Source organism: Amycolatopsis sp. NPDC049868 (genome assembly GCF_044461365.1).
GTDB lineage: Bacteria > Actinomycetota > Actinomycetes > Mycobacteriales > Pseudonocardiaceae > Amycolatopsis.
Genome location: NZ_JBITKV010000022.1, coordinates 82,450 through 107,485 on the forward strand (window position 1 = coordinate 82,450; position 25,036 = coordinate 107,485).

At 68.2% G+C, this 25,036-nt stretch carries 21 protein-coding genes; 10 read left to right on the forward strand and 11 right to left on the reverse strand.

Annotated elements, in window-relative coordinates; all coding sequences use genetic code 11:
- Window positions 1-5: 5 nt before the first annotated feature.
- The 6 genes from ACIBTM_RS44745 to polA all read right to left on the reverse strand — a co-directional run bounded on the left by ACIBTM_RS44745 (window position 6) and on the right by polA (window position 10,451).
- Window positions 6-1,295, reverse strand: a complete 1,290-nt coding sequence (locus ACIBTM_RS44745) for an ABC transporter substrate-binding protein (RefSeq protein WP_395883197.1) — start codon at window positions 1,293-1,295, stop codon at window positions 6-8.
- Window positions 1,292-2,380 carry a hypothetical protein gene (locus ACIBTM_RS44750; protein ID WP_395883198.1) on the reverse strand — a complete coding sequence of 363 codons (1,089 nt, stop codon included), beginning with the start codon at window positions 2,378-2,380 and terminating at the stop codon, window positions 1,292-1,294. Before ACIBTM_RS44750 ends, ACIBTM_RS44745 begins: the two co-directional genes overlap by 4 nt.
- The gene (locus tag ACIBTM_RS44755) at window positions 2,377-3,789 is read right to left on the reverse strand and encodes a VWA domain-containing protein (RefSeq protein ID WP_395883199.1); all 1,413 of its coding nucleotides are present in this window, start codon (window positions 3,787-3,789) and stop codon (window positions 2,377-2,379) included. Before ACIBTM_RS44755 ends, ACIBTM_RS44750 begins: the two co-directional genes overlap by 4 nt.
- Before the next feature lie 17 nt (window positions 3,790-3,806).
- A complete protein-coding gene (locus tag ACIBTM_RS44760; protein WP_395883200.1) occupies window positions 3,807-6,044 on the reverse strand; it encodes a tetratricopeptide repeat protein in 2,238 nt (745 codons plus the stop codon).
- Window positions 6,041-7,645: a serine protease gene (locus tag ACIBTM_RS44765; RefSeq protein ID WP_395883201.1), complete on the reverse strand. Its 1,605-nt coding sequence runs from the start codon at window positions 7,643-7,645 to the stop codon at window positions 6,041-6,043. Before ACIBTM_RS44765 ends, ACIBTM_RS44760 begins: the two co-directional genes overlap by 4 nt.
- Before the next feature lie 64 nt (window positions 7,646-7,709).
- Complete coding sequence (gene polA, locus ACIBTM_RS44770) at window positions 7,710-10,451, reverse strand: DNA polymerase I (RefSeq protein ID WP_395883202.1); 2,742 nt, start codon at window positions 10,449-10,451, stop codon at window positions 7,710-7,712.
- A gap of 62 nt (window positions 10,452-10,513) precedes the next feature.
- Between polA and ACIBTM_RS44775 the strand changes: the two genes are divergently transcribed.
- Both ACIBTM_RS44775 and ACIBTM_RS44780 read left to right on the forward strand, forming a co-directional pair.
- Window positions 10,514-10,942: a PaaI family thioesterase gene (locus ACIBTM_RS44775; RefSeq protein WP_038511292.1), complete on the forward strand. Its 429-nt coding sequence runs from the start codon at window positions 10,514-10,516 to the stop codon at window positions 10,940-10,942.
- A gap of 211 nt (window positions 10,943-11,153) precedes the next feature.
- Window positions 11,154-12,122, forward strand: a complete 969-nt coding sequence (locus ACIBTM_RS44780) for a LysR family transcriptional regulator (RefSeq protein WP_395883203.1) — start codon at window positions 11,154-11,156, stop codon at window positions 12,120-12,122.
- Here ACIBTM_RS44780 and ACIBTM_RS44785 read toward each other — a convergent pair.
- Window positions 12,088-12,900, reverse strand: a complete 813-nt coding sequence (locus tag ACIBTM_RS44785) for an alpha/beta hydrolase family protein (RefSeq protein ID WP_395883204.1) — start codon at window positions 12,898-12,900, stop codon at window positions 12,088-12,090. The two genes, ACIBTM_RS44780 and ACIBTM_RS44785, sit on opposite strands and share 35 nt — an antisense overlap.
- Before the next feature lie 437 nt (window positions 12,901-13,337).
- Here ACIBTM_RS44785 and ACIBTM_RS44790 point away from each other — a divergent pair, with 437 nt between their 5' ends.
- The 5 genes from ACIBTM_RS44790 (at window position 13,338) to ACIBTM_RS44810 (ending at window position 18,186) form a co-directional block, all read left to right on the forward strand.
- A complete protein-coding gene (locus ACIBTM_RS44790) occupies window positions 13,338-14,492 on the forward strand; it encodes a branched-chain amino acid ABC transporter substrate-binding protein (protein WP_395883227.1) in 1,155 nt (384 codons plus the stop codon).
- Between the two features lie 113 nt (window positions 14,493-14,605).
- A complete protein-coding gene (locus tag ACIBTM_RS44795; RefSeq protein ID WP_005159385.1) occupies window positions 14,606-15,577 on the forward strand; it encodes a branched-chain amino acid ABC transporter permease in 972 nt (323 codons plus the stop codon).
- Complete coding sequence (locus tag ACIBTM_RS44800; RefSeq protein WP_395883205.1) at window positions 15,574-16,713, forward strand: branched-chain amino acid ABC transporter permease; 1,140 nt, start codon at window positions 15,574-15,576, stop codon at window positions 16,711-16,713. Before ACIBTM_RS44795 ends, ACIBTM_RS44800 begins: the two co-directional genes overlap by 4 nt.
- Window positions 16,710-17,483 carry an ABC transporter ATP-binding protein gene (locus ACIBTM_RS44805; RefSeq protein WP_395883206.1) on the forward strand — a complete coding sequence of 258 codons (774 nt, stop codon included), beginning with the start codon at window positions 16,710-16,712 and terminating at the stop codon, window positions 17,481-17,483. The genes ACIBTM_RS44800 and ACIBTM_RS44805 overlap by 4 nt, the downstream gene beginning before the upstream one ends.
- Entirely contained in the window at window positions 17,473-18,186 is a 714-nt protein-coding gene (locus ACIBTM_RS44810; protein ID WP_005159391.1) for an ABC transporter ATP-binding protein, read from the forward strand. Before ACIBTM_RS44805 ends, ACIBTM_RS44810 begins: the two co-directional genes overlap by 11 nt.
- Window positions 18,187-18,229: 43 nt before the next feature.
- Here ACIBTM_RS44810 and ACIBTM_RS44815 read toward each other — a convergent pair whose 3' ends face one another.
- Window positions 18,230-18,763, reverse strand: a complete 534-nt coding sequence (locus tag ACIBTM_RS44815) for a hypothetical protein (RefSeq protein WP_395883207.1) — start codon at window positions 18,761-18,763, stop codon at window positions 18,230-18,232.
- Complete coding sequence (locus tag ACIBTM_RS44820; RefSeq protein WP_395883208.1) at window positions 18,760-19,341, reverse strand: ATP-binding protein; 582 nt, start codon at window positions 19,339-19,341, stop codon at window positions 18,760-18,762. The genes ACIBTM_RS44815 and ACIBTM_RS44820 overlap by 4 nt, the downstream gene beginning before the upstream one ends.
- Before the next feature lie 38 nt (window positions 19,342-19,379).
- Here ACIBTM_RS44820 and ACIBTM_RS44825 point away from each other — a divergent pair, with 38 nt between their 5' ends.
- Together ACIBTM_RS44825 and ACIBTM_RS44830 are read left to right on the forward strand one after the other, a co-directional pair.
- Window positions 19,380-20,201, forward strand: a complete 822-nt coding sequence (locus tag ACIBTM_RS44825; RefSeq protein ID WP_395883209.1) for a LysR family transcriptional regulator — start codon at window positions 19,380-19,382, stop codon at window positions 20,199-20,201.
- A 141-nt stretch (window positions 20,202-20,342) separates the two neighbouring features.
- Entirely contained in the window at window positions 20,343-20,645 is a 303-nt protein-coding gene (locus ACIBTM_RS44830; protein ID WP_395883210.1) for a DUF6506 family protein, read from the forward strand.
- Here the strand turns inward: ACIBTM_RS44830 and ACIBTM_RS44835 are convergent.
- The gene (locus ACIBTM_RS44835) at window positions 20,642-21,121 is read right to left on the reverse strand and encodes a MarR family winged helix-turn-helix transcriptional regulator (RefSeq protein WP_395883211.1); all 480 of its coding nucleotides are present in this window, start codon (window positions 21,119-21,121) and stop codon (window positions 20,642-20,644) included. The genes ACIBTM_RS44830 and ACIBTM_RS44835 overlap by 4 nt on opposite strands.
- A gap of 83 nt (window positions 21,122-21,204) precedes the next feature.
- Between ACIBTM_RS44835 and ACIBTM_RS44840 the strand changes: the two genes are divergently transcribed.
- On the forward strand, window positions 21,205-21,846 hold the full coding sequence (locus ACIBTM_RS44840; protein ID WP_395883212.1) for an FMN-dependent NADH-azoreductase: 642 nt from the start codon (window positions 21,205-21,207) through the stop codon (window positions 21,844-21,846).
- A gap of 1 nt (window position 21,847) precedes the next feature.
- Here ACIBTM_RS44840 and ACIBTM_RS44845 read toward each other — a convergent pair whose 3' ends face one another.
- A complete protein-coding gene (locus tag ACIBTM_RS44845; RefSeq protein ID WP_395883228.1) occupies window positions 21,848-24,943 on the reverse strand; it encodes a TIM-barrel domain-containing protein in 3,096 nt (1,031 codons plus the stop codon).
- Between the last annotated feature and the right edge of the window lie 93 nt (window positions 24,944-25,036).

Here is a 25,036-nt window from a genome sequence, read left to right on the forward strand (position 1 = left end):
GCTCCTCACTGTCCACAGGGGATTTCCAACCATTCGCCGGGCTGGATGTTCTTCCGGACGTCGTCGAGCTGCTTCAGCAGGATGTCCAGCCGGTCCCGGTTGCTCAGGTACTCCAGGACGGCGCGATGGAACGCGCCGGTCATCGTCGCGGGCATCAGGTCGGAAGCGTCGAAGCACAGCGCGGACGCCGAAGTGATCGTGTCCGCGACCCGGCGGCTCACCTGATCCGGATAGACGTCGAGACCGAGTTTCCGGTTGGCGGAGAAGGCGTTCGCGCGGGGGATCGACGGCCAGATCCGCTGTGCCTTCTCCGAAGCGAGGAACTCCATCAGTTTTCGCGCCTGCGGGGTGTCCTGGAACATCCCGGCGAGGTCGGCCGCGACCTCGGAGACGTCGCGGCCCGGGAAGGAGAGGAAGTCGAAATCGGTACCAGGCTTGGGGAAAGTCCCGTCAGGGCGTTTGACGTTCTGGTACCTGCTCATGATGAACGACGCCTGGTGTTCGAGCGCGCAGCCCGGCGGATCGGCGAACATCGGCTTGCCCGCGTCGCCGAAATCGGTCAGCAGCGCGGCCGCGGTGCCGCCGCGGATCGCGGTGGGTTCGAGCACGGAACCCCAGTCCAGCCAGGCCTGTTTGACTTCGGGCGAGGTCCACGGCAGCCCGCCGGACGCCCACTGCCAGTACTTCTCCGGCCCCGCCGAATGCAGCAGGATGTCTTCGATCCAGTCGGTTCCCGGCCAGCCCGAGGCGGGCGGGGCGCCCATCCCGACGCACCAGGGCGTGCCGCCGGCCGCCGTCAGCCCGGCGGAGTATTCGCGGAGCGCCGCGAACGTCGTCGGGCGGATCCCGGTCATCCGCGCCGGCGCGTACCAGATCAGGCTCTTGAGATCGGCCTTCACCGCGACCGCGTACAGCTTCTCGGTGCCGATCTGCTGCAGGGTCACCCATTGCGGGCTGAACGACCGCGTGACGGCGGCGGAAAGGTCTTCGCCGAGCGGCAGCAGGTCACCCGACTTCCGGTATTTCGCCAGCACCCCGGCGTTCGGCAGGACGGCCACGTCCGGCGGCGTGCCGCGCTGGACGTCCGAAGCGAGCACCTGGTCGACGGCCCGGGTGCCTTCGTAGAGGTAGTCGATCCCGGTGTCGGCCTTGAACGCGTCCAGCACTTGGCGGAAGGCCGTTTCCTCGCCGCCGGTCCAGGACGCGAGGACGACGACCGGTTCGTCCTCCGCCGACGCCGAACAGCCGCCCGCGAGCAGTGACAGCGCCGTCAGCACGGCCATCAGGCGTTTCACGGGCGATACCGGTATTCGTCGATTCGGGCGTGCAGCCCGAGCAGGACGAGTCCGCCCGCGAGCAGGGTGCCCGCCGGGATCAGGAACTCCCGCCCGCCGGATTCGGCCGCGGCGGAGGCGTCGGAGGCCACCGCCTTCGCGCCCGCCGAGGCGACCCGGGTGTTGTCCGTCGCCACCGTCGTGGCCTGTCGTGCCCGCGCCCGGAATTCGTCGACGGTCACCCCGCATCCCTGCTCCTCGTCGCAGTACCCGGTCAGCAGCTCGGCGAGCCGTCGCTGACCGTCGTCGTCGGCCGCCTGGATCTGCTGAGACCGCGCGGCGGCGACACCGTCGAGCCGCTCCCCGACCGAATCCAGCCTGCCGCGGCTGATCAGGGTGAGCACCAGGGCGACCCCGATGGCGGCGATCAGCACGGTCGCCACGAGCAGCGGAACGTTCGCCACGCGCCGGAAACGCTTCCGCAGATACAGCTGGGTGAGGACCAGCAGCACCAGCAGGGCCAGCACCGGCAGAAGCCACAGCGGGAGCATCGCGAGACTCATCCCGGTGGCCGACAGCTGCCGGTTCAGCGCCTCACGTTGCCTGCCCTGCAACACTTGCAGCTCTTCCAGGACACCGCCCGGAGCGTGCAGCAGCCGGGAGGCGTGCCAGAGATCGACCGCACCCAGCACGGCGGCGTCCGGCTGGCGGAAGTGCACGTCGGCCTGTCCGATGGAGCCCGAGTAGGCCGCGACCTGGCTTTCGATCACCTGAAGCGCGTTGCCACCCGCCTCACCCGCCTGGTTGAACTCCGCGACCCGCGCGAGGCTTTGACTCGCCAGCGCCAGCTGATTCGCGTACTCCTGCCCCGGCCCGGCCAGTTTCGCCTCACCGGAAGCGAAACTCGTGATCGCGGCGGCGTCGGCGGCCACCAGCGCGGCCCGCGCGGCGGTCACTTCGAGCACCGCCTGCGCGGTCCGGTCGCGGACGGTCTCCGCCGTGTTCTGGACGTTCTGGAACGCCCACAGCGAGACCACCAGTACCGCGAGGGTGAGCGCCAGCAGTGCGGTGCGGAGCCGGACCAGCCGCACCCGGGTGGCCGTCACGAAACCGCCTCGCCGAACGGTCTTCCGCAGCCGACGCAGAAGTTCGCCCCGGCGGGCGAGAGCGCGGGGCAGGCGGTGCAGGCGACCGGAGATCCTTCGGGCATCGGCCGATCTTCCTGCGGAAGAGCGATTTCCGAAACCCTCGACGGGATGACGACGTGCAACGCGTGGCTGCGGGTCGCGTCCGGGCGCAGCCGCACCACTCCGTTCTCCGCGTCGACGATCTCCACGACGCCCGAGAGACGGCTGAGGGTCTCTTCGTCGCCCGCGGCGGTGGCCAAGGCGACCGCGCGGCCCCAGTCCCGTTCGGCCCCGGCCCGGTCACCTGCCGCGTAGGCGTCGCCACCGGAGGTCAGCGCCTCGCCGAGATCGGCCTGCGCGGCGTACTTCGAGACCATCGGGTGAATCAGCGTCGGCGGGATCGGATCGCGCGTCCACCGCCCGGCGATGGTCAGCGCGTCCTCCTCGACCGCGGCTCCCGGTAAGGGAACGAGTTCCGTCCACGCGAGCTGACGGTCCTGTCCGTGGCTGGGTTCGAGATCCGGATCGAGATCCAGGATCAGCTGGTAGTCCCGCGTCTCGTCGCTCGCGAACGAACCGAGCGACAGCTCCTGCTCGCGGACGGCGATCTCCCGGCACCGGTCGGTGAGGTCGTACTCGTCGGGGAACACCTGCTTGATCGACCGCAGCCTGCTGAACGGCATGGTGCCGACCCGCAGCCGGACCTCGGGAAGCACCTTCGTCATCGCACTCTCGACCAGCTGCCGGAAATCCTCGGCGAGTTTGTCGTCCTCGACGACCGAGTCGACGTTCCCGCGCAGGACCCGGCCGATCTGGGTGAGTTCGGCGGGCTCCCAGCCGTCGCCGATCCCCCTGGCGTCGCAGACGAACCGGCCCTCGCAGCTGTTCAGCACGGTCATCAGGTCGGCCCTGGTCTGCGAGTCGTTGCGGCCGTCGGTGAGGAGGATCGCGTGACGGACGGCGTCGGGTACGCCGTCGAAGAGGTCGCGTGCCTTGGCGAGCCAGGCACCCATCGCGGTACCGCCGACGGCCGCGAGATGCTCGACCGCGGCGCGCGCCTCCGCCCTCGTCCGGTCGGAAGCGGGCACCAGGCCGTCCTCGGCCGGGTAGATCATCTTCGCGCGGTCGGTGCCCTGGATGACGGCGAACCGCACGCCGTCGGGGAGGACGTCGATGGCCGCCGCGGCCGCACGCCGGGCCTCGCCGATCTTGGTACTGGGGAAGCGCATCGAACTGGAACAGTCGATCATCAGGACCTCGGCGGCCGTCCTGGCGGCGGACGCCTCACCGCCGCGGGCGACGACCCGGACGATCGCGGTCATCGCCCGGTCCCCCTCGGCCAGGAACTTGTTCTGGTGCACTTCGAGGCCCAGCCCCGGCTCCCTCATCGCTCGCTCCCTCCCCTTCACACCAGAGTCACCGGTCTCACGGAATTCGCGAGATCGATCAGCACGTCGTGCGCTTCCGGCGCGGGCGCGTGGTGGGCGAGCCGCCGGTACGACTTGTCCAGCACGGTGCGGGCGCCCGTCTCGTTCGCGCGCAGGATCTCCCCGTCGGTGATCCCGTCCTGTCCGAGCAGCACCCCCGCCAGCCCGGTCTCGCGCACTGCCGTCACGAGCCTGTCGAAGGCGTCGCCGTCGAGATCCAGCGCGGTCAGCCGCACCACGGCGTCGTCGAGTTCCGCGGACGCCGGAAGGTCACCCGTCTCCGGCATCGGCGCGGACAGCACCCGCACGCCGGCGATCCGCGCCGCCTCGTCGTAGCGCGAGAATTCCGGGACCTGGTCGAGGATCTCGACGGCGGCGGCACGGTCGCCTCGGGACAAGCGGACCCGTGCGAGCCCGAACGCCGCACTGACCTGCGCCCGGTCCCGCACCCACAAGGCGTCGTAGTACCGCTCGGCGGCGGCCACCCCGTTGAGGTGCTCCTCGCAGAGCCCCAACGCGAGTTTCGGCGGCTCCTCACCCGGGATGTCGCGGTACACGGCGGTGAACTTCTCCTTGGCCGCGGCGAAGTCGCCTTCGCCGAGCGCGAGCAGCCCTCGGTGCCACGCCACCCGCCAGTCGTGAGCGGCGCGTTCGCCGAGCAGCCGTTCGGCCTCCGCCACCGCCAGTGTGCCTTCGATGACGGCCCCGAGTTCCAGCTGCGCCCGGCACCGGCGGAACCCGACCTCCGGCGAACCGGGCACCTTGTCGAGTTTCTTCAGCAGCCGCGCGGCGTCGGGCGCGCGGACGGCACGGAGGAAGTTCGCCTGCGGGTCGTCCGGATCCTCACGCGGTACCGGCAACCCGAGGGCGATCTCCTCGGCGGACGGCCGCGCGCCGAGCGAGACGGGTGTCCCCCGCGTCCAGTGCTCCAGCGGCGGAGCCTGGCCGAGTCCCGCGTCGAGCAGCACCGCCCCCTCGGCGAACAGCGTCGATCCGCCGGGCCGGGACTGCTTGTCCCGCAAGGAAAGGATCTCGCCGAGCACGCCGTCGAGCTGGACCAGCATTTCGCGCGCGGTCGCGAACCGCTGTTCGAAGGGGGCGGTCGCCCGGTCGAGTACGCGGAGGAACGATTCGATACCGAACCGGACGCCGCGCGCGTCGGTGGTGACCGACCAGCCGTCGCTGGCCTGGAAGAGTTCCCGCAGTGTCACGCCGACGGTGTGGATATCGGACCGGACGGTGAGACCGTGGGTCGCCCGTTCCCGCGGGGTCACCTGATAGTGCTCGGTTCCGACGATCGGGCTTTCGTCGTCGTCGATCTTGCGGATGGCCCCGAAATCGATGAGCTTGATCCGCTTCTCGCCGTGGATCACGTTGTCCGGCTTCATGTCGCAGTACAGCAGGCCCTCGCCGTGCAGGTAGTCGAGCGCGGTCAGGATCTCGCGGCCATACGCCACGACGTGCTCGACCAGCAGCCGTCCCTCGCTGGAGTCCAGCCCGGCCCGGCCGCGGTTCTTGACCTCCCGCAAGGAAAGGCCGTCGACGAACTCCATCACGATGTACCGGAAGTCGTCGTGCTCCACCACGTCGAGGATCCGGACGATGTTCGGGTGATCCAGCGCGGTGAGCACCTGGCTCTCGGTCTCCGCGATCCGGACGGCGGCGGTGTTGTTCGTGTTGATCAGGCCCTTGAGCGCGACGTACCGGTCACCGAGCCCGGAATCCGTTGCCAGATAGACGAATCCGAGTCCGCCGCGCGCGACGCAGCCGACGACCTGGTAGCGGCCGTCCACCACGTCACCCGCCGCGAGCTTGGGCGAGAAGGAGAACGGCGTCCGGCAGACCGGGCAGAACCCTTCGGTGGGCGCGGGACCGCCGCCGATCGAGCGGCCGACCGGCGTGGACGTGCACCCGTGCTTGCCGCAGAACCGTTCCTCCTCCGGGACATGCGGCTCGGTGAGCAGGCGGCCCGCGACGTCCGGCAGTTCGACGATGGGAAGCGGGACCCGGTCGTCCGCCCCGGTGTGGCCCGCGATCTGCTGGGAGCGGGTGACCGTCGTGCTGGTGATCCTGGTCGGCGCCTCACCGGGCCCGGGGATCACCAGGGTCGGTTTCCCCCGCGGCTCTTCCGGTGTTCCGGGCGGCAATCCGCAGATCTTGCAGAAGCCGGTCTTGCCCAGCACACCCGGGCAGCCGTCGTGTCCGCAGGCCGTCATCCGTCGATCCGTTTCCGTACGGTGTCCGCGTACCGCTCGACGTCGGCCGCCGCGGCCGTGAGGTCGCATGGTCCTTCGAAGAGCATCCGCCAGGCAGAGGCGTAGGCGGTATCCAATTCGACGTCTTCGACGAGTCCGCTGTTACGGGCCATCTCCCCGTACGCGTCGAGCCGGGCGCGCAGTTCCGCACGCCGGGCGAGGTACTCGTCGAGGAGGCGGCGAAGGTCGCGAGCACGATCGAGGGTTTTGGCCACGGCACGCTCACAGACCGGCAGCTGCCGTTTCACCCAATCCGTGTCACCGTCCCGCTCCGCCGAACGCAGTTGCGTCAACGCGCCACGCAGCCGCCGCTCCTTCGGATGAACGTGCGGGGCTCCGGAGAAGCGGGGTGCGTCGCCCGCATTGTCCTTCTCCAGCTTGGCGAGTTCACCCAACCGGGTTTCCAGGAGGGCGAAACGGCCCTCGATGTCGTCCTCGTCCACGGGCAGCACGTCCGTACTCGACCGGACCACGCTCACCCCCGGCGAAGTCGCCTCGCGGAACGCCAGCGCGAGCCGCAGCCCGAGTTCGTGCGCACGCTGGGCCAGCGGCACGAGCACCTCACCGACGAGTTCGTCGGGTTCGGCGGCTTCGTCGATCCCGTAGACGACGACGGTGCGGCCGGAACCGTGGCGGCCGGCGGGCGAATCCGCGGCGACGTCGAGCCGGTCGGAGATGCGGCGGCGTACCTCGTCGGCGGTCTTGCCGATCGCGTCGACGGCGAGCACGACACTGCCCACCGGCGGCACCGTCGGCCCGGTGGCGGTCCGGCCGGCACCGCGTTCGCGGTCGGCGAGGACGACGGCGCGCCGCAAGGAGGCGGCGACGGCGGAATCGTCCTGCCCCATGATGATCACCCGGACGTCGGCCCGGCCGTGCCCACCGAGCCATCGGGCGAATTCGCTGGCGAACCGCGGATCGAGCGCGGGCGGCTCCGGGTCCTGCACGAAACTCGGGTCGATCGCGGGGCTGCCTTCGGCCCAGCGGCGCAGTTCCGGCAGATAGCCGAGCATGGTCTCGACCGGGATCATCCAGGAGACACGGGCGGCCTCGGTCGTATACGTGGTCGCGACCATGCCGACGACGTGGCCGGTCCGGTCGGCGACCACCGCGGAGCCGCTGAAGCCGTGGGTGATCGGCTCGGCGTCGGGAACGCGGTGCAACTGGACGCGTTCGAGGCCGTGCCCGCCGTCGCCGACGACGGTCGCCAGCGACCACATGCCGTCCGAACGGGGCGGGAAACCGTAGGCCCGGACTCGCTGGTCGTCTTCGAGCGCGGTCCGGTGGAGCGGGGCGCCTGAGATCTGCTCCTCGGGGTCACGCAATCGGAGCAGTGCGATGTCCCCGCCGTCGTCGCCGATGGGCGCCGCCTGCGCGACGATCGTGGCGATTCCGGGCTCCACACCGGGAAGCGCCACGAAATCCACCGTGACACCGTCGTGGCCTTCGATCACGTGAGCGCAGGTGAGGAGGTGTTCGCCGTCGAGCATGGTCCCGGCGCCCAGGATCCGCCCACGATGATCGCGCAGCCGCACCCGCCAGCGTCTGCGCTCGGAAGTCACGCGAAAGACCCTACCGATAGTGAGCGGTAATGACGGCTGGAACCGTCATTACCACTCACGCAGCCTAATGTGCGGCGTCGTTCCAGGACCGCCCGTACCCGACGGAGACCTCAAGCGGGACAGCCAGCTCGTAGGCCGAGCCCATTCCCTGGCGCACCAACGCTTCCAGCTGCTCGCGCTCGCCCTCCGCGACCTCAAGGACGAGTTCGTCGTGGACCTGCAGCAGCACGCGGCTCTTCAATTTCGCCTCGGTCAGCGCCTTGTGCACGTTGAGCATGGCGACCTTGATGATATCCGCCGCGCTGCCCTGGATGGGGGCGTTGAGCGCCATCCGCTCGGCCATTTCGCGGCGCTGGCGGTTGTCGCTGTTGAGATCGGGCAGATAACGGCGGCGGCCGAAGATCGTCTCGGTGTAGCCGACCTTCGCCGCGTCGCCCACGACCGAATGGAGGTAATCGCGCACGCCGCCGAAACGGGAGAAGTACGCCTCCATCTGTTCCTTGGCCTCTTCGGTCGAGATCCGCAGCTGCTGCGAAAGCCCGTACGCCGAAAGCCCGTACGCCAGGCCGTACGACATCGCCTTGACCCGGAACCGCAGCTCCGGCGTGATCTCCTCCGGCGGCAGCGAGAACGCGCGCGACGCCACGAAAGTGTGCAGATCCTCGCCGCTGTTGAAGGCCTGGATCAGGCCTTCGTCCTGCGAAAGGTGCGCCATGATCCGCATTTCGATCTGGCTGTAGTCCGCCGTCATCAGCTCGGCGTACCCGTCGCCGACGACGAACGCGTCGCGGATGCGGCGGCCTTCTTCGGTGCGGATCGGGATGTTCTGGAGGTTCGGGTCCACCGACGAAAGCCGTCCGGTGGCGGCGATCGTCTGCAGCAGCGTGGTGTGGATGCGGCCGTCGTCGGCGACCGCCTTGATCAGGCCCTCGACCGTGGTGCGCAGGCGGGTCGCGTCCCGGTGTTCCAGCAGATGCTGCAGGAACGGGTGCTCGGTCTTCTCGAACAGGCTCTGCAGCGCCTCGGCGTCGGTGGTGTAGCCGGTCTTGGTGCGCTTGGTCTTCGGCATGCCGAGCTCGTCGAACAGGATGACCTGCAGCTGCTTCGGCGAACCGAGGTTGACCTGCTTGCCGATGACCGCGTACGCGTCCTCCGCGGCCTGCGTCACCCGGCTGAGGTAATGCGCTTCCAGGTCGGTCAGGTGCTCGATGTCGACCGCGATACCCGCCGCCTCGAGCCCGGTGATCACCTGCAACAACGGCAGTTCGAGCTCGGCGAGCAGCTGCGCGCCGCCCAGTTCTTCGAGCTCCTTGGTCAGCGCGCCCGCGAGCTCGGCGACCGCGCGGGCCTTGACCAGTTCGGCCTGGATCTCCTTCAGCTCCATGTCCTCGGCGCCGCCGTCGAGCAGCGAAAGCTGCCCGTCCCCGGTGTCGGCCTCGGACCGCAGCTCACGGTGCAGGTACCGCAGGGCCAGATCGTCGAGCTCGAAGGTGCGCTGGCCGGGACGGACCAGGTACGCCGCGAGCGCGGTGTCCATGACGAGCCCGGCGAACGTCCAGCCGCGTGCCTGGACGGCGTGCAGGGGGACCTTGAGCTCGTGGCCGATCTTCTGGATCTTCTCGTCGGCGAGCCAGGCCGTGAGCGCCTTGTCGTCCTCGGCGTCCATCGCGGTGACGTCGACGTACGCGCCTTCGCCGTCCGCGGCCGCGAAGGTGATGGCCTTCAGGTCGGAGCGGACCGAGGCGCCGGTGGTGCGGAACGCCAGGCCGACCGGCTGGTCCGTGCCGGTGTGCGCGGACAGCCATGCCGTGAGCGCGCCCGGCGCGAGCTTCGAACCGCTGACCTCGAAACCCTCCTCGGCTTCGGGCTCGGCGCTCTGCAGGGTGGCGAAGAGCCGGTCTCGCAGGACACGGAACTCGAGTTCGTCGAACAGCGCGTGGACGGCCTCGCGGTCCCACGGGCGCAGCTCGAGCATGGTCGGGCCGAGCTCCAGCTCGACGTCGCGGATCAGCTCGGTGAGCTGCCTGTTCAGCATCACCGCGCCGAGGTGCTCGCGCAGCGCGTCGCCGACCTTGCCCTTGACCTCGTCGACCCGGTCGATCAGCTCGTTGAAGGAGCCGAACTGCCTGATCCACTTCGCGGCCGTCTTCTCGCCGACCCCCGGGATGCTGGGCAGGTTGTCCGAGGGGTCGCCACGCAGCGCGGCGAAATCCGGGTACTGCGCCGGAGTGAGGCCGTACTTCTCCTCGACCGCCTCCGGGGTGAACCTGGTCATCTCCGAAACGCCGCGCTTCGGATACAGCACGGTGACCTGGTCGGTCACCAGCTGGAGCGCGTCACGGTCACCCGTACAGATGAGGACGTCGAAACCTTCTGCTGTCGCCTGTGTCGTGAGCGTGGCGATGATGTCGTCGGCTTCGTAGTTCTCCTTGGTCAGCGCCGGGATGCCGAGGACCTTGAGCACGTCCTCGACCAGCCCGACCTGGCCCTTGAACTCGTCCGGGGTGCTGCTGCGGTTGGCCTTGTACTCCGCGAACGTCTCCGACCGGAACGTCTTGCGGGAGAGGTCGAACGCCACCGCCAGATGGGTCGGCGCCTCGTCGCGCAGCAGGTTGATGAGCATCGAGGTGAACCCGAACACCGCGTTCGTCGTCTGCCCGGTCTTCGTCTTGAAGTTCTCCGCGGGCAACGCGAAGAAGGCGCGATACGCCATCGAATGGCCGTCGATCAGCAGCAGTTTGGGCCGCTCGGCCTGTGCGGTGGCGGGTGTGGCGTTGGCAACGGTCGTGTTCTCACTCGGGCTCACGGGAGCGAGTCTAGGGTGAGGGTCTGACAGTCCTACCTGTCGTGTCTGTTAAGGAGCTTTGCGTGACCGAACAAGCCCTCGAATCCTTCGCCGGGATCGACCCGGCCTTCGCCGGACAGCAGCTCAACGACAAGCTCGGGCTCGAGATCAGCGAATTCGGTCCCGAACGCGTCGTGGGCAGCATCCCGGTAGAGGGCAACCTCCAGCCCTACGGCCTCCTCCACGGCGGCGCGAACGCCGTCGTCGCGGAAGCGCTCGGTTCGATGGTCTGCGCGCTCAACGCCGGCACCGACAAGGCGACGATGGGGCTCGAACTCTCGTGCACGCACCACCGGGCGGTCCGGTCCGGGCGGGTGACCGGTGTCGCGACGCCGGTGCACGTCGGCCGCGGGACCGTGACCGCCGAGATCGTGCTGACCGACGACCAGGGCCGCCGCTCGTGCACGGCGCGGCTGACCTGCGTGGTGCGGGAGCGGCCGCCGGGCGCCTGAGCTGCCCTCCGGAGTGTCATGAAAGGGTCGTTCAGGACATCTTTCGTCCTGAACGACCCTTTCATGACACTCGGGACCGCCGTGGGCATGCACCGGAGGTCCGTGAAGCCGGCGGAACGCCAACCCGCGCTCACGAGACGCCCGAAGTACATGAAGGCCCCCTTCCTTGCGCCTAGGTACATGAAGGGGGCCTTCACGTACTTTGAGCGACGTGGATCTCGACACGGCCCAGGTGCGCGCGTTCGTCGCGACCGCCGACCACGGCCATTTCGGTCGCGCGGCGGAATCCCTGTTCCTCACCCAGCAAGCGCTGTCGAAGCGGATCCGGAAGCTCGAGGACGCGCTATCGGTCCAGCTCTTCCGCCGCACCAACCGGTCCGTCGAGCTGACCGCCGACGGCGACCGTTTCCTCCCGCACGCGCGCGAGCTGATCCGCGCGGCCGACGCCGCCGTCGCCGCGATGGGCCTGCAGGACCGCCCGCCCCGCCTCGACGTCATCGATCCGCGCCTCTCCCCCATGTACATGCTGCGGCGCATCGCTCAGCGAGACCCGGCGCTCGCGGTCGAGCGCGTCGCCGGGCGCGGGCTGGCCAACGCCCTCGACCCGCTGGTCCGCGGCGAGATCGACCTCGCGTTCGGCCGGGTCGCGGACCTCGGCCGCGAAGTACCCGCCGAGCTCGAACACCGGCTCGTCCGGCTCGAACCACTGGTCGCCCTTCTCGCGCCGGAACACCCGCTCGCAGGGAACGATGTCCTGAAATTGTCCGATCTCCGCCACGAGGGCATCTGGATTCCGCAATTGGGCGGCCCGATCGAATGGCTTTCTTATTTGCAACGCCTATGCAAAGAATTCGGCGTCCCGATCGACGACTCCGGGGTCAGTTACGACCTCCGGCACACACTGGAACAGACGCGCTACGGAAAGCAGCGGGTCACCCTCGCCGGCGCCGACATGGACCTCGCCTCCGACCTCAATCTGCGAGTCCTCCCGTTCGAGCCGTCGCCGCTTTTCCCGTGGTCGGTGGTGTGGCGGCGCGGCGAAGGCCCGGCCCTGCGGCGCCTGCTGGCGCTCGCGGGCCGGACCAGCCACGAAGAAGGTTGGTGCGCCTACGATCCCGAGCGGTCCTGGCTGCCGGACGACGACCTCAAACAGCTAGGTACCGGGCGAACCAGCGCGTGAGCTCGGCGTCGATCAGCTTCGCGTGTCCGGTCTGCGGAGCGGCTTCGAGGCCGGGCGCTTCGGCGAATTCGTGCGCCATCCCCGGGATCGTGACGAGTTCGGATCGCCGCTCCCCCAGCGCCTTGTGCAGGGCTTCGGCCGGTTCGGTGATCGAGACGTCGTCCTCCTCGCCGATGACGAGCAGGATCGGCGCGGTCAGTTCGTCCGCCCGCCGCACGTAGTCGTATTCGTTCGCGACCGCGCGAGAGCGGTCCGACCAGGGGTAGGTGACGTCGTAGACCCGCTCGTTCGCCGCGATCACCGGCGCCAGCTGGGTCACCGGGTTCACCAGCGCGGCCGCCGCCACCGGAATCTCGGCGTGGGTCAGCATCTGCAGCGCGACCCCGCCGCCCTGCGAACCGCCGACCAGCCCGACCGGACCGTCCTCAATGGACAAGCGGGAGCGCAGTTCCGCCACCGCCGCCGGGAACTCCGCCTCGACCTGCCTGGTGAGCGGTTCGACGACGTTGAGCACGTTGTCCTCGCTCGCGAGCCGGAAGAAGCCCTCGAAACCGCCTTCGGGAAACCGTTTCCCGGTCAGCGGCAACCCGAGGTGCACCCGCCACGCGTGCAGGTCCCGCATCGGCAGCGCCGCCGCCATGGCCGCCTCGCTGAACGGCGCGCCCAGCAGATGCCAGGTCAGCACCAGCGGCGCCGGACGCTTGCCGTCCGACGGCGGCAGCGCCACGAACGGGACCCCCGCGGCCACGCCTTCGATCGCTTCATCACTCATCGTCATGAGAACAGCTAATCGCGAGGTCAGGGCCGAGATCCAACAGCCGTTCGGACCGCGACGACAACCATCGGTTGTCATGGCACCAGGGAAGAGGGGGCACCGTTGACGCCCTTTGGGGCAGCATTGCTACGACGAACGGCCGCCCACGAAGGAGCTGAAAAAACGCAAGATACGCGGCTGAAACATGATCATTACCCGCGAGCATGATCGACGTGGTAGCGGTGAATCCTCAGCGTGACCAGCGAAGACTCGTCAACTGGCAACATTCGCCTTTTCGTGCAATTCGTTCTGGTTTCGACCGTCACGATGTGGACACAGAGTGATGGGCGTCTGGGCAGATCATGGCGAAGGGGGATATCTTCCTGCCCTAACCTAGCCCCTGTGTCGGGGGCAACGCCTACCGGCGGCTGGTTGGTCATGGGAGGTAGTCGGTGTCAGGAGTGCGTTTTGGACGGGTTTTCGCCGTCGCGGCGGCTGCGTCGCTGGCGCTGGCGGGCTGTGCCGGCGGCAGCAGCTCGTCCGGCAGCGGTGACAGCAGCACGCTGAAGATCGGGTTCATGGGTGACCTCACCGGTGAGAACTCCGGGATCGTGATCCCGCCCCGCAACGGCGCCAAGCTCGCTATCGACGAGTACAACAAGACGAACCCGGCGACGAAGCTGGAGCTCAAGGAATACGACAGCCAGGGCAAGCCCGAGCAGGCGACGTCGCTGATCGCGACCGCCGTCGGCCAGGACAAGATCACCGCCCTGATCGGCCCGGCGTTCTCCGGTGAGTCGAAGGCCATCGGTGGTCAGCTGGAGCAGAACAAGATCCCGAGTGTCTCGCCCTCGGCGACCAACGCGGGCCTCTCCTCGAACGGATGGAAGTACTGGCACCGCGTCGTCGCGAGCGACGCCAGCCAGGGTCCGGCGATCGCCAGCTTCCTCGTCACGGCGAAGTCGCCCAAGAAGGCCTACATCATCTCGGACGACCAGGAATACAGCGTCGGCCTGGCCGACAACTTCGAGAAGACCTTGAAGGAGAAGAACGTCCCGACCGAGCGCGACAAGTTCGCCAAGGACGCGTCGGACTACTCCTCGACCGTGCAGAAGGTCAAGGCCGCGAACCCGGACATCATCCTCTTCGGTGGCTACTACGCCCAGGGTGGCCGTCTGCTCAAGCAGCTGCGTGACGGCGGCGTGACCGCCACCTTCGCGACCGGTGACGGTTCGCTCGACGCCCAGCTGATCAGCGGTGCGGGCGCCACCGCCGCCGAGAAGGCCGTCGTCGGCTGCCCGTGCAACATCCCGGACGCCGGCTCCACCGACGAGTTCAGCACCAAGTACAAGGCCGCGTACAAGATCGACCCGGCGATCTACTCGAGCGAGGGCTACGACGCCGCGACCGCCATCATCAACGCGGTCAAGGCGGGTGCCACCACCTCGGAGAAGATCAACGAGGCCCTCAAGACGATCGACTTCAAGGGTGCCTCGAAGCAGATCAAGTTCAAGGAGAACGGCGAACCGTCGACGGACGCGATCAACATCTACCAGGTCACCGGTGGTGTCCTGAAGAACCTCGGCGTCTCGACCGAAGCCAAGCTCAACGGCTGACGGAGCAGATAGGAACACCTAACGGAAGCGGGGGCGCTGTGTGGACACAGCACCCCCGCTTCCCGCAAATGTGGCGAAAGAATCCTCGCCCCGTCCCGTAAGGCATCCACGTCATGCTTCAAGATCTGCAAGCCCAGTTCCTCGGTAGCACCATCGGCGGGCTGGTCGCCGGAAGCATCTACGCCCTCATCGCCCTCGGCTACACAATGGTCTACGGCGTGCTCCGGCTCATCAACTTCGCGCATTCCGAAATCTTCATGATCGGGACGGTCACGTCCCTGTTCATCCTCATCACCATCGCGGGCGGTACCGCCCCGATCACGCTCGGCGTGTTCGGAATGATCGCCGTGCTACTGCTGATCATCATCGCCTCGGCCGCCGTATCCGGCGGTGCGGCGGTCGTGCTGGAGCAAGTGGCCTATCGGCCGCTCCGCAAGAAGGGCGCGACCAGGCTGGCCGCCCTGATCTCCGCCATCGGCGCCTCGCTGTTCCTGCAGGAGCTGTTCGGCCTCGAGATCATCGAATGGATCACCGGGAAATCCGGTCGTGTGCAACAGAACGCGCCGCGGTTCATCCCGCACGAGGAGCTGTTCCACATCGGCAACGGCGTGGTCCGCACGGATCACGTGTTCGTCGTCGTCGGCGCCGTGATCATGATGATCGGTCTCGACCAGCTGGTCAGCCGCACCCGCATCGGCCGCGGTATCCGTGCCACGGCACAGGATCCCGAAGCCGCCGTGCTGATGGGCGTCAGCATCGACAAGATCGTGCGCCTGACCTTCCTGCTCGGTGGCGCCATGGCGGGTGTCGCCGCGGCGTTGTACGTCATGGAATACGAGAACACCGATTACCGCATCGGGTTCCTCCTCGGCATCAAGGCGTTCACCGCCGCCGTGCTGGGAGGTATCGGCAACCTACGGGGCGCCTTGCTCGGTGGCATCGTGCTCGGGCTGGTGGAGAACTGGAGTTCGATCTTCTTCGGTTCACAATGGAAGGACGTCACCGCCTTCGTGGTTTTGGTGCTGGTCCTGATGTTCCGTCCCACCGGCATCCTCGGTGAATCGCTGCAGAGGGCACGCGCATGAAGGGCAACGAAGAAGTGGCTGAAAAGTCCTCAGAGAACGAAAAGCCCGCGCGCGCCGGGTTCCACCCCCTCGACGGTCTGCGGGACTGGTGGGCCGATGCTCCGCATTGGCAGCGTTATGGCGTGTACCTCGCCCTGATCGTGGGCGCGCTGATCCTGCCGGCGCCCGCCATCGGTTCGTTCATGTCCCCCGATTCGGACTGGACGAGCGTCCTGATCTTCCCGATCGGGGTCTACATCCTCCTGGCGATCGGCCTCAACATCGTGGTCGGCCACGCGGGCATGCTCGACCTCGGTTTCGTCGCGTTCTTCGCGATCGGCGCCTACACGATCGCGACCATGGGCGTGAACTACGGCTGGTTCGTCTGGCCGACACTGCTGGTCGGTATCTTCCTCGCCGCGATCTCCGGGGTCATCCTCGGCGCTCCGACGCTCCGGCTTCGCGGCGACTACCTGGCGATCGTCACGCTGGGCTTCGGTGAGATCGTCCGGATCACCGCGAACAACACCGACGCCATCGGTGGCGCGCGCGGTATCACCAACATCCCCCACCCGGAACCGGTGTTCGGTACGGAGTTCCTGCTGGACGCGGCGCCGTACTACTACCTGATCCTGGTCGCGATCGTGATCGCGATCGTGTTCTCGGTACGGCTTCAGAAGAGCCGGGTGGGACGTGCGTGGGCCGCGATCCGCGAGGACGAGGACGCCGCCGAACTGATGGGCGTCCCGACGTTCAAGTTCAAGCTGCTGGCGTTCGCCATCGGCGCCATGATCGGCGGTTTCGCGGGCGGTATCCACGCCAGCAAGGCCGTCTTCATCGCGCCCGAGAACTTCCCGTTCATCCTGTCGGCGACCATTCTCGCGGCCGTCGTGCTCGGTGGCGCGGGGAACCTGCCCGGCGTGATCCTCGGTGCCTTCCTCGTCGCCTGGCTCCCGGAGCGGTTCCGGTTCCTGTCGGAATACCGGATCCTGATCTTCGGTGCCGTGCTCGTGGTGATGATGGCGCTCCGGCCGGAGGGTCTGCTGCCGTCGCGGCAGCGCAAGGCGGAACTACGAGAAGGAACGGGCGGGATGGGTGCCATGGGCGCCGAAGTCGCGGGTCCGGATTCCGAGGCTTCGGCGGAGGTGACGAAGTGAGCGCACTGCTCGAATTCGACAACGTGACCATGCGCTTCGGCGGTGTCACGGCTTTGAAGGAAGTCAACCTCACCATCAACCAGGGCGAGATCTTCGCGCTGATCGGGCCGAACGGCGCGGGCAAGACCACGGTGTTCAACGTGGTCACCGGTGTCTACCAGCCGACCGAAGGCCAGGTGCGGTTCAACGGCACCAAGATCAACGGGATGAAGCGGTTCAAGATCAACCAGACCGGGATCGCCCGCACGTTCCAGAACATCCGGCTGTTCCACAACATGTCGGCGCTCGAGAACGTGATGGTCGGCGCCGACTCGCACCACAAGACCGGGGCGATCACCGCGACCCTCGGTCTGCCGACGCACCGCAAGGAAGAGAAGCGGGGCCGCGAGCTGGCGAGGGAGCTGCTGGACTTCGTCGGCATCGGGCGGGTCGAGCACAACACCGCGAAGAACCTCTCCTACGGCGACCAGCGCCGCCTGGAGATCGCGCGTGCGCTAGCGACCGACCCGAAGCTGCTGCTGCTCGACGAGCCCGCCGCCGGGATGAACCCGGCGGAGAAGAACTCGCTGCAGCAGCTGATCCGCAAGATCCGCGACGACGGCAAGACCGTGCTGCTCATCGAGCACGACATGGGCCTGGTCATGCAGATCGCCGACCGGCTGGCCGTACTCGACTTCGGCCAGAAGATCGCAGAAGGGCTCCCCCACGAGGTGCAGAACAACCAGAAGGTGATCGAGGCTTACCTGGGGGTGGCGGAAGATGCTTCTTGAGGTCCAGGACATCAACGTCCACTACGGGAAGATCGCCGCGCTCAAGGGCATGACCATCGAGGTCGACGAGGGCGAGATCGTTTCGCTCATCGGGGCCAATGGCGCCGGCAAGACCACGACACTGAAGACGATCTCGGGCCTGCGTCCGCTGACCAGCGGCCGGATCCTCTTCGACGGCAAGGACATCTCGAAGACGCCCGGGCACAAGCGGGTCGAACTCGGGATCGGCCAGTCACCGGAAGGCCGGGGTGTGTTCCCCGGTATGACGGTGCAGGAAAACCTCCTGATGGGTGCCTACACCCGCAAGGACGACCTGAAGGCCGACCTCGACGAGGTCTACGAGCTGTTCCCGCGGCTGAACGAACGCAAGACCCAGTTCGGCGGCACGATGTCCGGTGGCGAGCAGCAGATGATCGCCATCGGCCGCGCGCTGATGACCAAACCCAAGGTGCTGCTGCTCGACGAGCCGTCCATGGGCCTGGCGCCGATGCTGATCGCGCAGATCTTCGACATCATCCGCGAGATCAACAAGCGCGGGACCACGGTCCTGCTGGTGGAGCAGAACGCGCAGCAGGCGCTGAAGCTCTCCGACCGCGCGTACGTGCTGGAGACCGGTGAAGTGGTCAAGAGCGCCCGCGGCGCCGAGCTGCTGGACGACCCGCAGGTGCGGGCCGCCTACCTCGGTGGCGACCTGGGCGTCTGACGCCTTTCGAGAAGGGCCCCGTCGCTTCCGCGGCGGGGCCTTCTCATGCCAGTCTGATGTCGGTGCCGGAGAGGTTCTTCATGTCGGTCAGCGTCGGACCGCCGAAAGCCCGCAGCACCACCGGTTTCGCCTCCTTGGGGAGATCGAAGTAGAGGTCGAACTCGACCCGCACGCCGCGCCCCAGCTCGAACTTGTCCGGCTGCCGCTTGATCGTCATCGCCTGGTTGTCGACCGCGATCACCGCGCCGGAATCGGTGACCAGCTGTTGGCGCCGCGTGTCGAAGAGGATTCCGGACACCCCCTTGCCCGTGACCACAAGCCGGAGCCGTACGAACTGTCCCTTCGCCTCGAACTCGGTGTGGCTGCCGGTGAGGCTGGGGAGTCCGGCGGCCAGCCCGATGAGGGAGAACTCGGTCTCCCCGTTGAGCGCGGTCGGCAGGTGCAGCGCGGTCTCGTCCGGCCGGACCTCCCGTGCGGGGAGGTCGTAGACGGGTTTGGCGGGCGGCTGCCCCTGCTCGGCGGAGCACCCGGCGAGCAGGACCAGGACCGACGCGGCCGCTGCCAGGCACTTTCTCATCGGACGACCTCCACGCTCAGGTACGGCCACCCGCCGACCTCCGGCAGTCGTATCGGGCCGATCTCCGCCCCTGGCAGGAAACGCACCGTCGTACCGGTCGTGCCATCGTCCGGGATCGGCGACAGATCGGTGACCGGGACGCCACGTTCGTAACGCTGGGTCCAAGAGCCGTTGCGACGCCGGTTGGTGTGCACGAGCCATTCGCTCAGCGCGGCCACAACCGACAGACCGCGGCGCGGATGACCGTCCGGGAGACGTTGCGCCTCGGGGAAATCGAAGAAACGCAGATCCTTGGTCGACATGACCGGCTTCTTCACGAAGCCGCCGTGACCGTCGGCTCGGGTGTTGGTGCCCCGCCCATCGTCGGCAACGGAGACCGAGCCGTCGGGATGGACCGTGACGACGGCATGCCCGCCGCCGGTGCTTTCGGCTTCCTCCGCCGCATAGGCGAGCACTTCGAGGACGAGGTGGGGAACCCCGCCGGGAGCGAACTCCCCAGGGTCCCGGCGGATGCGCGCCAGATGGTCGAAGTCCACGGAACCGGCCCAGTCGTGCGTGGTGTTGCGCCATTCACTCACCCCGTCGATTCTGCCTGGTCCGGGGCTACTGTGCGGCTGTGGAGTTACGACGTCTTCGATATCTGTGCGCCGTGGTGGACGAAGGACATCTCACCCGTGCCGCGGAGCGCCTCGGCATCCGGGCGTCGTCGCTCAGCCAGCAGATCATCGCACTGGAACGGGAACTGGACGCGACGCTGTTCGTCCGCACACAAGCGGGAATGACGCCCACCGCCGCCGCGCTGGCGCTGCTCCCCCACGCCCGCCGGATGCTGGAGGAGGCCGACCTCGGCGCACGGGCCGTCCGCGACACCGTGGGCCGGCCGCTCCGCATCGGCGTGACACCGGGCGCGCCGGCGGCGGTACTCCCCGCCCTGTACGCGGAAGCGGTCGAGATCGACGACATCTCCGCGGCACGGCAGCTCGAACTCCTCCGTCGCGGCGCGCTCGACGCCGGTCTGCTCGCCCTTCCGGAGCAGGTGGACGGTCTGCGGGTGGTCGTCGTGAGCGAGAGGCCGTTGGATGTGCTCGTCGCGGAGACCCACCCGCTGGCCCGGCTGGACACCGTGGGCTGGGAGGACCTCGCCGGACTCGACCTCCTTCTGTACGAACGGAAGCTGGCCCCGGGGTATCACGACGCGCTGCTCGCGGACTGCGCGGCGGCGGGCTGGCGGCCGGCCCACGTACGCTCCGGGCCGCCCCGCCGGTCGCTGTTCGTCGCCGAATTACGGCACGGCGGCGACGTCGTCGCCTTGCGCCCCGAGGAAGAACCGGCCGAAGGTCTGCGACGGCTGCCGCTGCGGAAGGCACCTGTCGTCCGGCACGCGCTCGTGTGGGATCCGGCGCACGAGTCCTCTGATCGGATCGCGGCGCTGGTATGACAGCGCCCACAACGGGTTTCCGCGCGGCCCGCCCGACCTCTCCTGTTCGGTGACGCCGAAGGGCCGTTCGGATCCGCCTCGTGGACGGTGCCCCTCGTTTCGCGATTACCTCACGGTGTTCGAGAACGAAGGAGAATCGTCATGCGACAGTGGGGTTTCGTCTATTTGGCCGACGGCTGCGACCCGGCGCGGGACGTGTCCCGTGTGGACAGTGGGAAATGCCTGACGGTGCTGATCGGTGTCGGCCGCGTGGACCAGGTCGTCGCCGCGGCCCGGCGGCTGGTCGACGAGGGCGCGCAGCTGATCGAGCTGTGCGGCGCGTTCGGTCCAGTTTGGACGGCACGGGTGATCGAAGCCGTGGGAAGCGAGGTCCCGGTCGGAAGCGTCATGTACGGCGCCGAAGCCACGAAACAGCTTCACGACCTGTTCGGCCTCGGGGCCTAGCAGTCGTCGATATGCGCGGATTCGACGCAGGCGGCGGCTTCGGCGTGGCCCGCCGCCTGGTACAGCAGGTTGTACAGCGTTTCGCGCTGGTCCTTGCCGAGCCCGCCGAGCACTTCGTCCTCGACTCCGGCGAGGGCGAACTCGGCCTTGACCAGCTGCTTGACACCGACGTCGGTGAGTTCGACGATATGCCGCCGCCGGTCCTCCGGTGAGCGCCTGCGTTCGATCAGGTTCGCGGATTCGAGGTCGTTCAACAGCCCGACGACGTTCGTGCTGTCCATCTCCAGCGTCTTCGCGAGGTCCTGCTGCGAGCAGCCGCCGAGGTCGCGCAGCACGGTCAGCGCGACGAGATGCCTGGGACGCAGGCCGAGCGGGGCCAGAACGGACTCGCTGCGCAGCCGGATCCGGCGGGTGACGTGGTCGAGCAGCGCGCCGCAGCGATGCGGGGGCTGATTCACGACCGGGAGTTCGGACACGTGTCAAGTGTACGTTCCCACATGATGACCACCACAACATCAATGGTTTGCGTTACACAAACTATCTATGCAAGATAGTAGGCATGACGAATCTGCTGCACATCGACTCCAGCATCACGGGCGAACACTCGACCAGCCGTCGTCTCACCGCGCGGGCCGCCGCGGCCTGGCGTGCGGCGCATCCGGAAGGCACCGTCACCTACCGCGACCTGGGCGCCGACCCGCTGCCCCATCTGGACGCGGTGACCAATATCGCCAGGACGACGCCGCCGGAGCAGCACACCCCGGACCAGGCCGCCGCCTGGCGGCTCATCAACGAGCTCGTCGACGAGGTCAAGGCGGCCGACACGATCCTGCTGGGCCTGCCGCTGTACAACTTCGGCCCGCCGAGCACGGTCAAGGCCTGGGTGGACCACCTGATCGCGCCCGGGCTGTCGATCGACATGGAGACCAGGGAAGGCCTCCTGAGCGGACGCGATTTCATCGTCCTCGCCGCGCGCGGCGGCGGATACGGCGCGGGCACGCCCCGCGAAGGCTGGGACCACGCGCAGTCCTGGATCCCCCACGGCCTCTCGCTGACCGGGCTTGAGCCGCGGTTCGTCACCGCCGAGCTGACCCTGGCGAAGGTCAACCCGGCGATGGCGGACCTCATCCCGCTGGCCGACGAGAGCCAGGCCGAGGCCGAGCGCGCCATCGACGCCTTGTGGACGCCGGTGGCGGCCTGACTCAGCCGATGCCCGCCGCGAACACGTGCATCGCGGTGTTGGACGGAAGCGTCACCGCGACGACCTCCTTGCCCGCGGTCAGCGGGACGGAGTTCGCGAACACCCGGTACGGCGTGGTCGGATACGCGGCTCCCGTGCGGGTGTTCTTGCCCAGTACGGTGGCCACCGTGGTCGCGCCGTACTGGGCGGGATCCGCGCAGCACCAGTTGGGGAAGCCGAGTTCGGCCTGGCTCGTGCTGCCATCGGCGTAGCGGACGACAACGGTGCCCTTCGCCGTGCCGGTACCGGTTCCGGCCAGCACGAGCTTCGCCCCGGTGCCGCGCACCGCGATGGTCTGGCCGGACGCGAGGACGTTGTCCTTCTGTCCCGTACCGGTTTGCGGCCAGGTCAGCCGCGCACCGAGCGCGGAGAAGCCGGCGCCCGGTTTGAGACCTGCCTCGGCGAGGCCTTCCGCCCGGAAACTGCTGCCGCCACCGTCGATGTCCCCCACCGCGACGTGGGCCGCGTCGGTGACGCCGACGTTGCCGTAAGCCGCGGCCAGTGAACCGTGCGGGACGGTGACCGTCACCGAGTCGGTGACCCGGTTCTCCCCGAGCCGCGCCTGGTACGACGCCGACGCCGTGAGCTGGTAGTCAGCCGGTTCGATGCCCGCGTCCGGTGTCACCTTCACCGGGACACGCACGGTCGCGCCGGGCATCACCAGTCGCGGACCGGCGGGCACCTCGACACGGAAGCCGTTGGCGGGCAACGAGAACGTGACGTCCCGGACCGGCAGCGGCGTGCCGTTGGTGAAGCTCAGCGTGCCTGTCGCGGTCTGTCCGGGGCCGGCGACCGCCGGGACGGACAGCGTGACCGAGCCATCGCGGTCTTCGGGGAAGATCCCGCCGACGGCGCTCGTGCCGAACAGCCGGACGTCCTGGCGGTCACCGGCGCCGATCTTGCCGGTCTTGACCCGCGCGACCCCGCCGGTGGCCGGATCGAACCACCAGCCCGATGGCGCCGCGTCCAGCTCGGCCTTGCTGCCGTACTGCCGCAGGATCGAGTTCCCGGCCAGCACCGTCGCGGGCTTGCTTCCCGTGTGGACGGTCAGCTGGTAGTTCCGCGACGCCGGCTTTCCGGCGTAGGTACCGGAACTGGCGCCGATCCCGACCGTCACCGTGCCCAGCCCGGACGTCGGCGCGTCCACGGTGAACGTCTGCTTCGCCTGGTCACCGTTCTTGTACGCCCTCGTCACGCCGTCATCCTCGGTGAGCGTGAACGAGCCCTTGCCCTGCGGGTAGACGTCTAGATCGAGCACGCCCTTGTCCCGCGTCTGCCACGACTTCGTGCCCTCGGCCCACATCGGCACCACGGCACCGGCGCGGACGAACAACGGAAGCGTGTCGAGCGGCGCGTCGTAACCGTCCACAGTGGTCGGACCGGTGTAGGTCTTGCCGCTCCAGTAGTCGACCCAGGTGCCCTTCGGCAGGTAGATGCCGTTGCGTACGGTGGAGTTCTCGTACACCGGCGCGACGAGGAAGTCCTTGCCGGACAGGAACTCGTACTTCGCCTTCTCGCCCCACACGTTCGGGTCGTCGGGGTATTCGAGCGCCAGCGGGCGGACCTGGCCGACACCGGACTCGTGCGCCTCCACCGAATGGCTGTAGGTGTAGGGCAGCAGCCGCTCCTTGAGCAGCAGGTACTTGCGGTTGATCGAGGTGTACGGCTCGCCGTACCGCCACGGCTGCTTGTCCGACGCGGCCCAGCCGTCCATCGTCATCGAGACCGGCAGGAAGGCCTTCCACTGCAGATCGCGGACGTAGGTCTGCGGGCTGCCGCCGAAGATACCGTCGATGTCGCCGGTGTTGTAAGCGATCCCCGAGGTCGTGGCGCCGGCGTAGGTCGGGATCTGCCACTTGATGTAGTCGTAGGAACCGGCCTGGTCGCCACTCCACAGCACGCCGCAGCGCTGCGCGCCCGCCCAGCTGACCGGTGTCCAGACGAAGCCGCGAGCGTCGCTGTTGTCCTCGATGCCCTTGTGCGCGGTGTCGCAGGCGTCCAGCGCGAACTGGTAGCCAGGGCCGACCCACGCGACGTCGAGTTTGCGGACCCGCACCCCGGCCTTGACCTCTTCGACCTGGTTCGGCACGCCGTTCTCGGTCCACAGGCCCAGCTGCATGTTGTTCTTGCGCAGGCCTTCGCCCGTCTGCTGGAGGTTCTCGTAACCACAGCCGTAGCCGTCGTTCACGAGCATCCAGCCGTTCGGCATCCCGTGCTCGGTGTAGCCCTCCGCGATCTTCACCGCGTCCAGCGTGTGCCGCTCGCCGCGGTTGGCGTTGTGCAGGTAGCAGTCGGCGTCACCGTGTTCGAGCCCGTAAAGCGGTGGTAGGAAAGGCTTCCCGACCAGATCGGTGTAGCCGGTGATGACGTCCTTGAGCCCCTCACCGACGACGTACGTCGCGTCGAAGCGGCGTTCGTCGTGTGTGGTGCGCACCGGTTCGGTGAAGGCGTAGGTACCTTGCGCGAAGGTGTTGCGCAGCACGCCGTATCCCGCTGTAGAGGCGTAGAACGGCTGCGAGTTCGGGGCCCCGCCGTCGTTCCAGTTGTAGTCGGCGAAGATCCGGATCGTCTGGTCGCGGTGACTGAAGCGGCCGTTCTGCTCGCCGCCGCCGACGAACTGCTCGGTCGCCGTCCGCGCCAGGGTCTGCGTGGTCTGTTTGCCGGTCCAGGACAGCGGCGCCGACTCCTCCCAGAGCCGTTTGCGGTCCGCGCCGTCGTACAACGCGAGCCGCAGCGGGTGCTTGTACGCCCGCAACGTCGCCTTGGCCGTGGAAACCGCCCAGTAGTCCCCCTTGTCGGCCGTCTTGGGCGTGATCGGGGCGCCGGTGCGCGGCAGCACGATCTTGCTCCCGGCCGGATCGGTGAACGTGCCGTCCGGCGCCAGCCAAACCCGGACCGCGCCCTCGGCAGGGAAGCCGACGCGGACCGCGGCGCTTCCCGAATTCAGCGTGACCGTGGAGCCTTCGGTGGAGATCCCGGTCAGATCGCCCAGCTTGCCGGATGCCGCCGCGGCCGGGTCGGCGTGTGCGGCGACCGGAGACAGCCCGAGAAGGGCCACTGCGGCCAAACAACTCAAGGATTGCGCAACTCTGCTCATTCGAGACACCTTTCGCGCATGAATACGCAATAGGGTCTCTGTATAGCGCACGGT

What these genes read in the sequence shown, in the direction of transcription:
- ACIBTM_RS44755 (WP_395883199.1), bottom strand. Translation starts at nt 3,789, where the DNA reads ATGAGGGAGCCGGGGCTGGGCCTCGAAGTGCACCAGAACAAGTTCCTG.
- ACIBTM_RS44760 (WP_395883200.1), bottom strand. Translation starts at nt 6,044, where the DNA reads ATGACGGCCTGCGGACACGACGGCTGCCCGGGTGTGCTGGGCAAGACC.
- ACIBTM_RS44785 (WP_395883204.1), bottom strand. Translation starts at nt 12,900, where the DNA reads ATGACGATGAGTGATGAAGCGATCGAAGGCGTGGCCGCGGGGGTCCCG.
- ACIBTM_RS44795 (WP_005159385.1), top strand. Translation starts at nt 14,606, where the DNA reads ATGCTTCAAGATCTGCAAGCCCAGTTCCTCGGTAGCACCATCGGCGGG.
- ACIBTM_RS44800 (WP_395883205.1), top strand. Translation starts at nt 15,574, where the DNA reads ATGAAGGGCAACGAAGAAGTGGCTGAAAAGTCCTCAGAGAACGAAAAG.
- ACIBTM_RS44810 (WP_005159391.1), top strand. Translation starts at nt 17,473, where the DNA reads ATGCTTCTTGAGGTCCAGGACATCAACGTCCACTACGGGAAGATCGCC.
- ACIBTM_RS44815 (WP_395883207.1), bottom strand. Translation starts at nt 18,763, where the DNA reads ATGAGAAAGTGCCTGGCAGCGGCCGCGTCGGTCCTGGTCCTGCTCGCC.
- ACIBTM_RS44830 (WP_395883210.1), top strand. Translation starts at nt 20,343, where the DNA reads ATGCGACAGTGGGGTTTCGTCTATTTGGCCGACGGCTGCGACCCGGCG.
- ACIBTM_RS44840 (WP_395883212.1), top strand. Translation starts at nt 21,205, where the DNA reads ATGACGAATCTGCTGCACATCGACTCCAGCATCACGGGCGAACACTCG.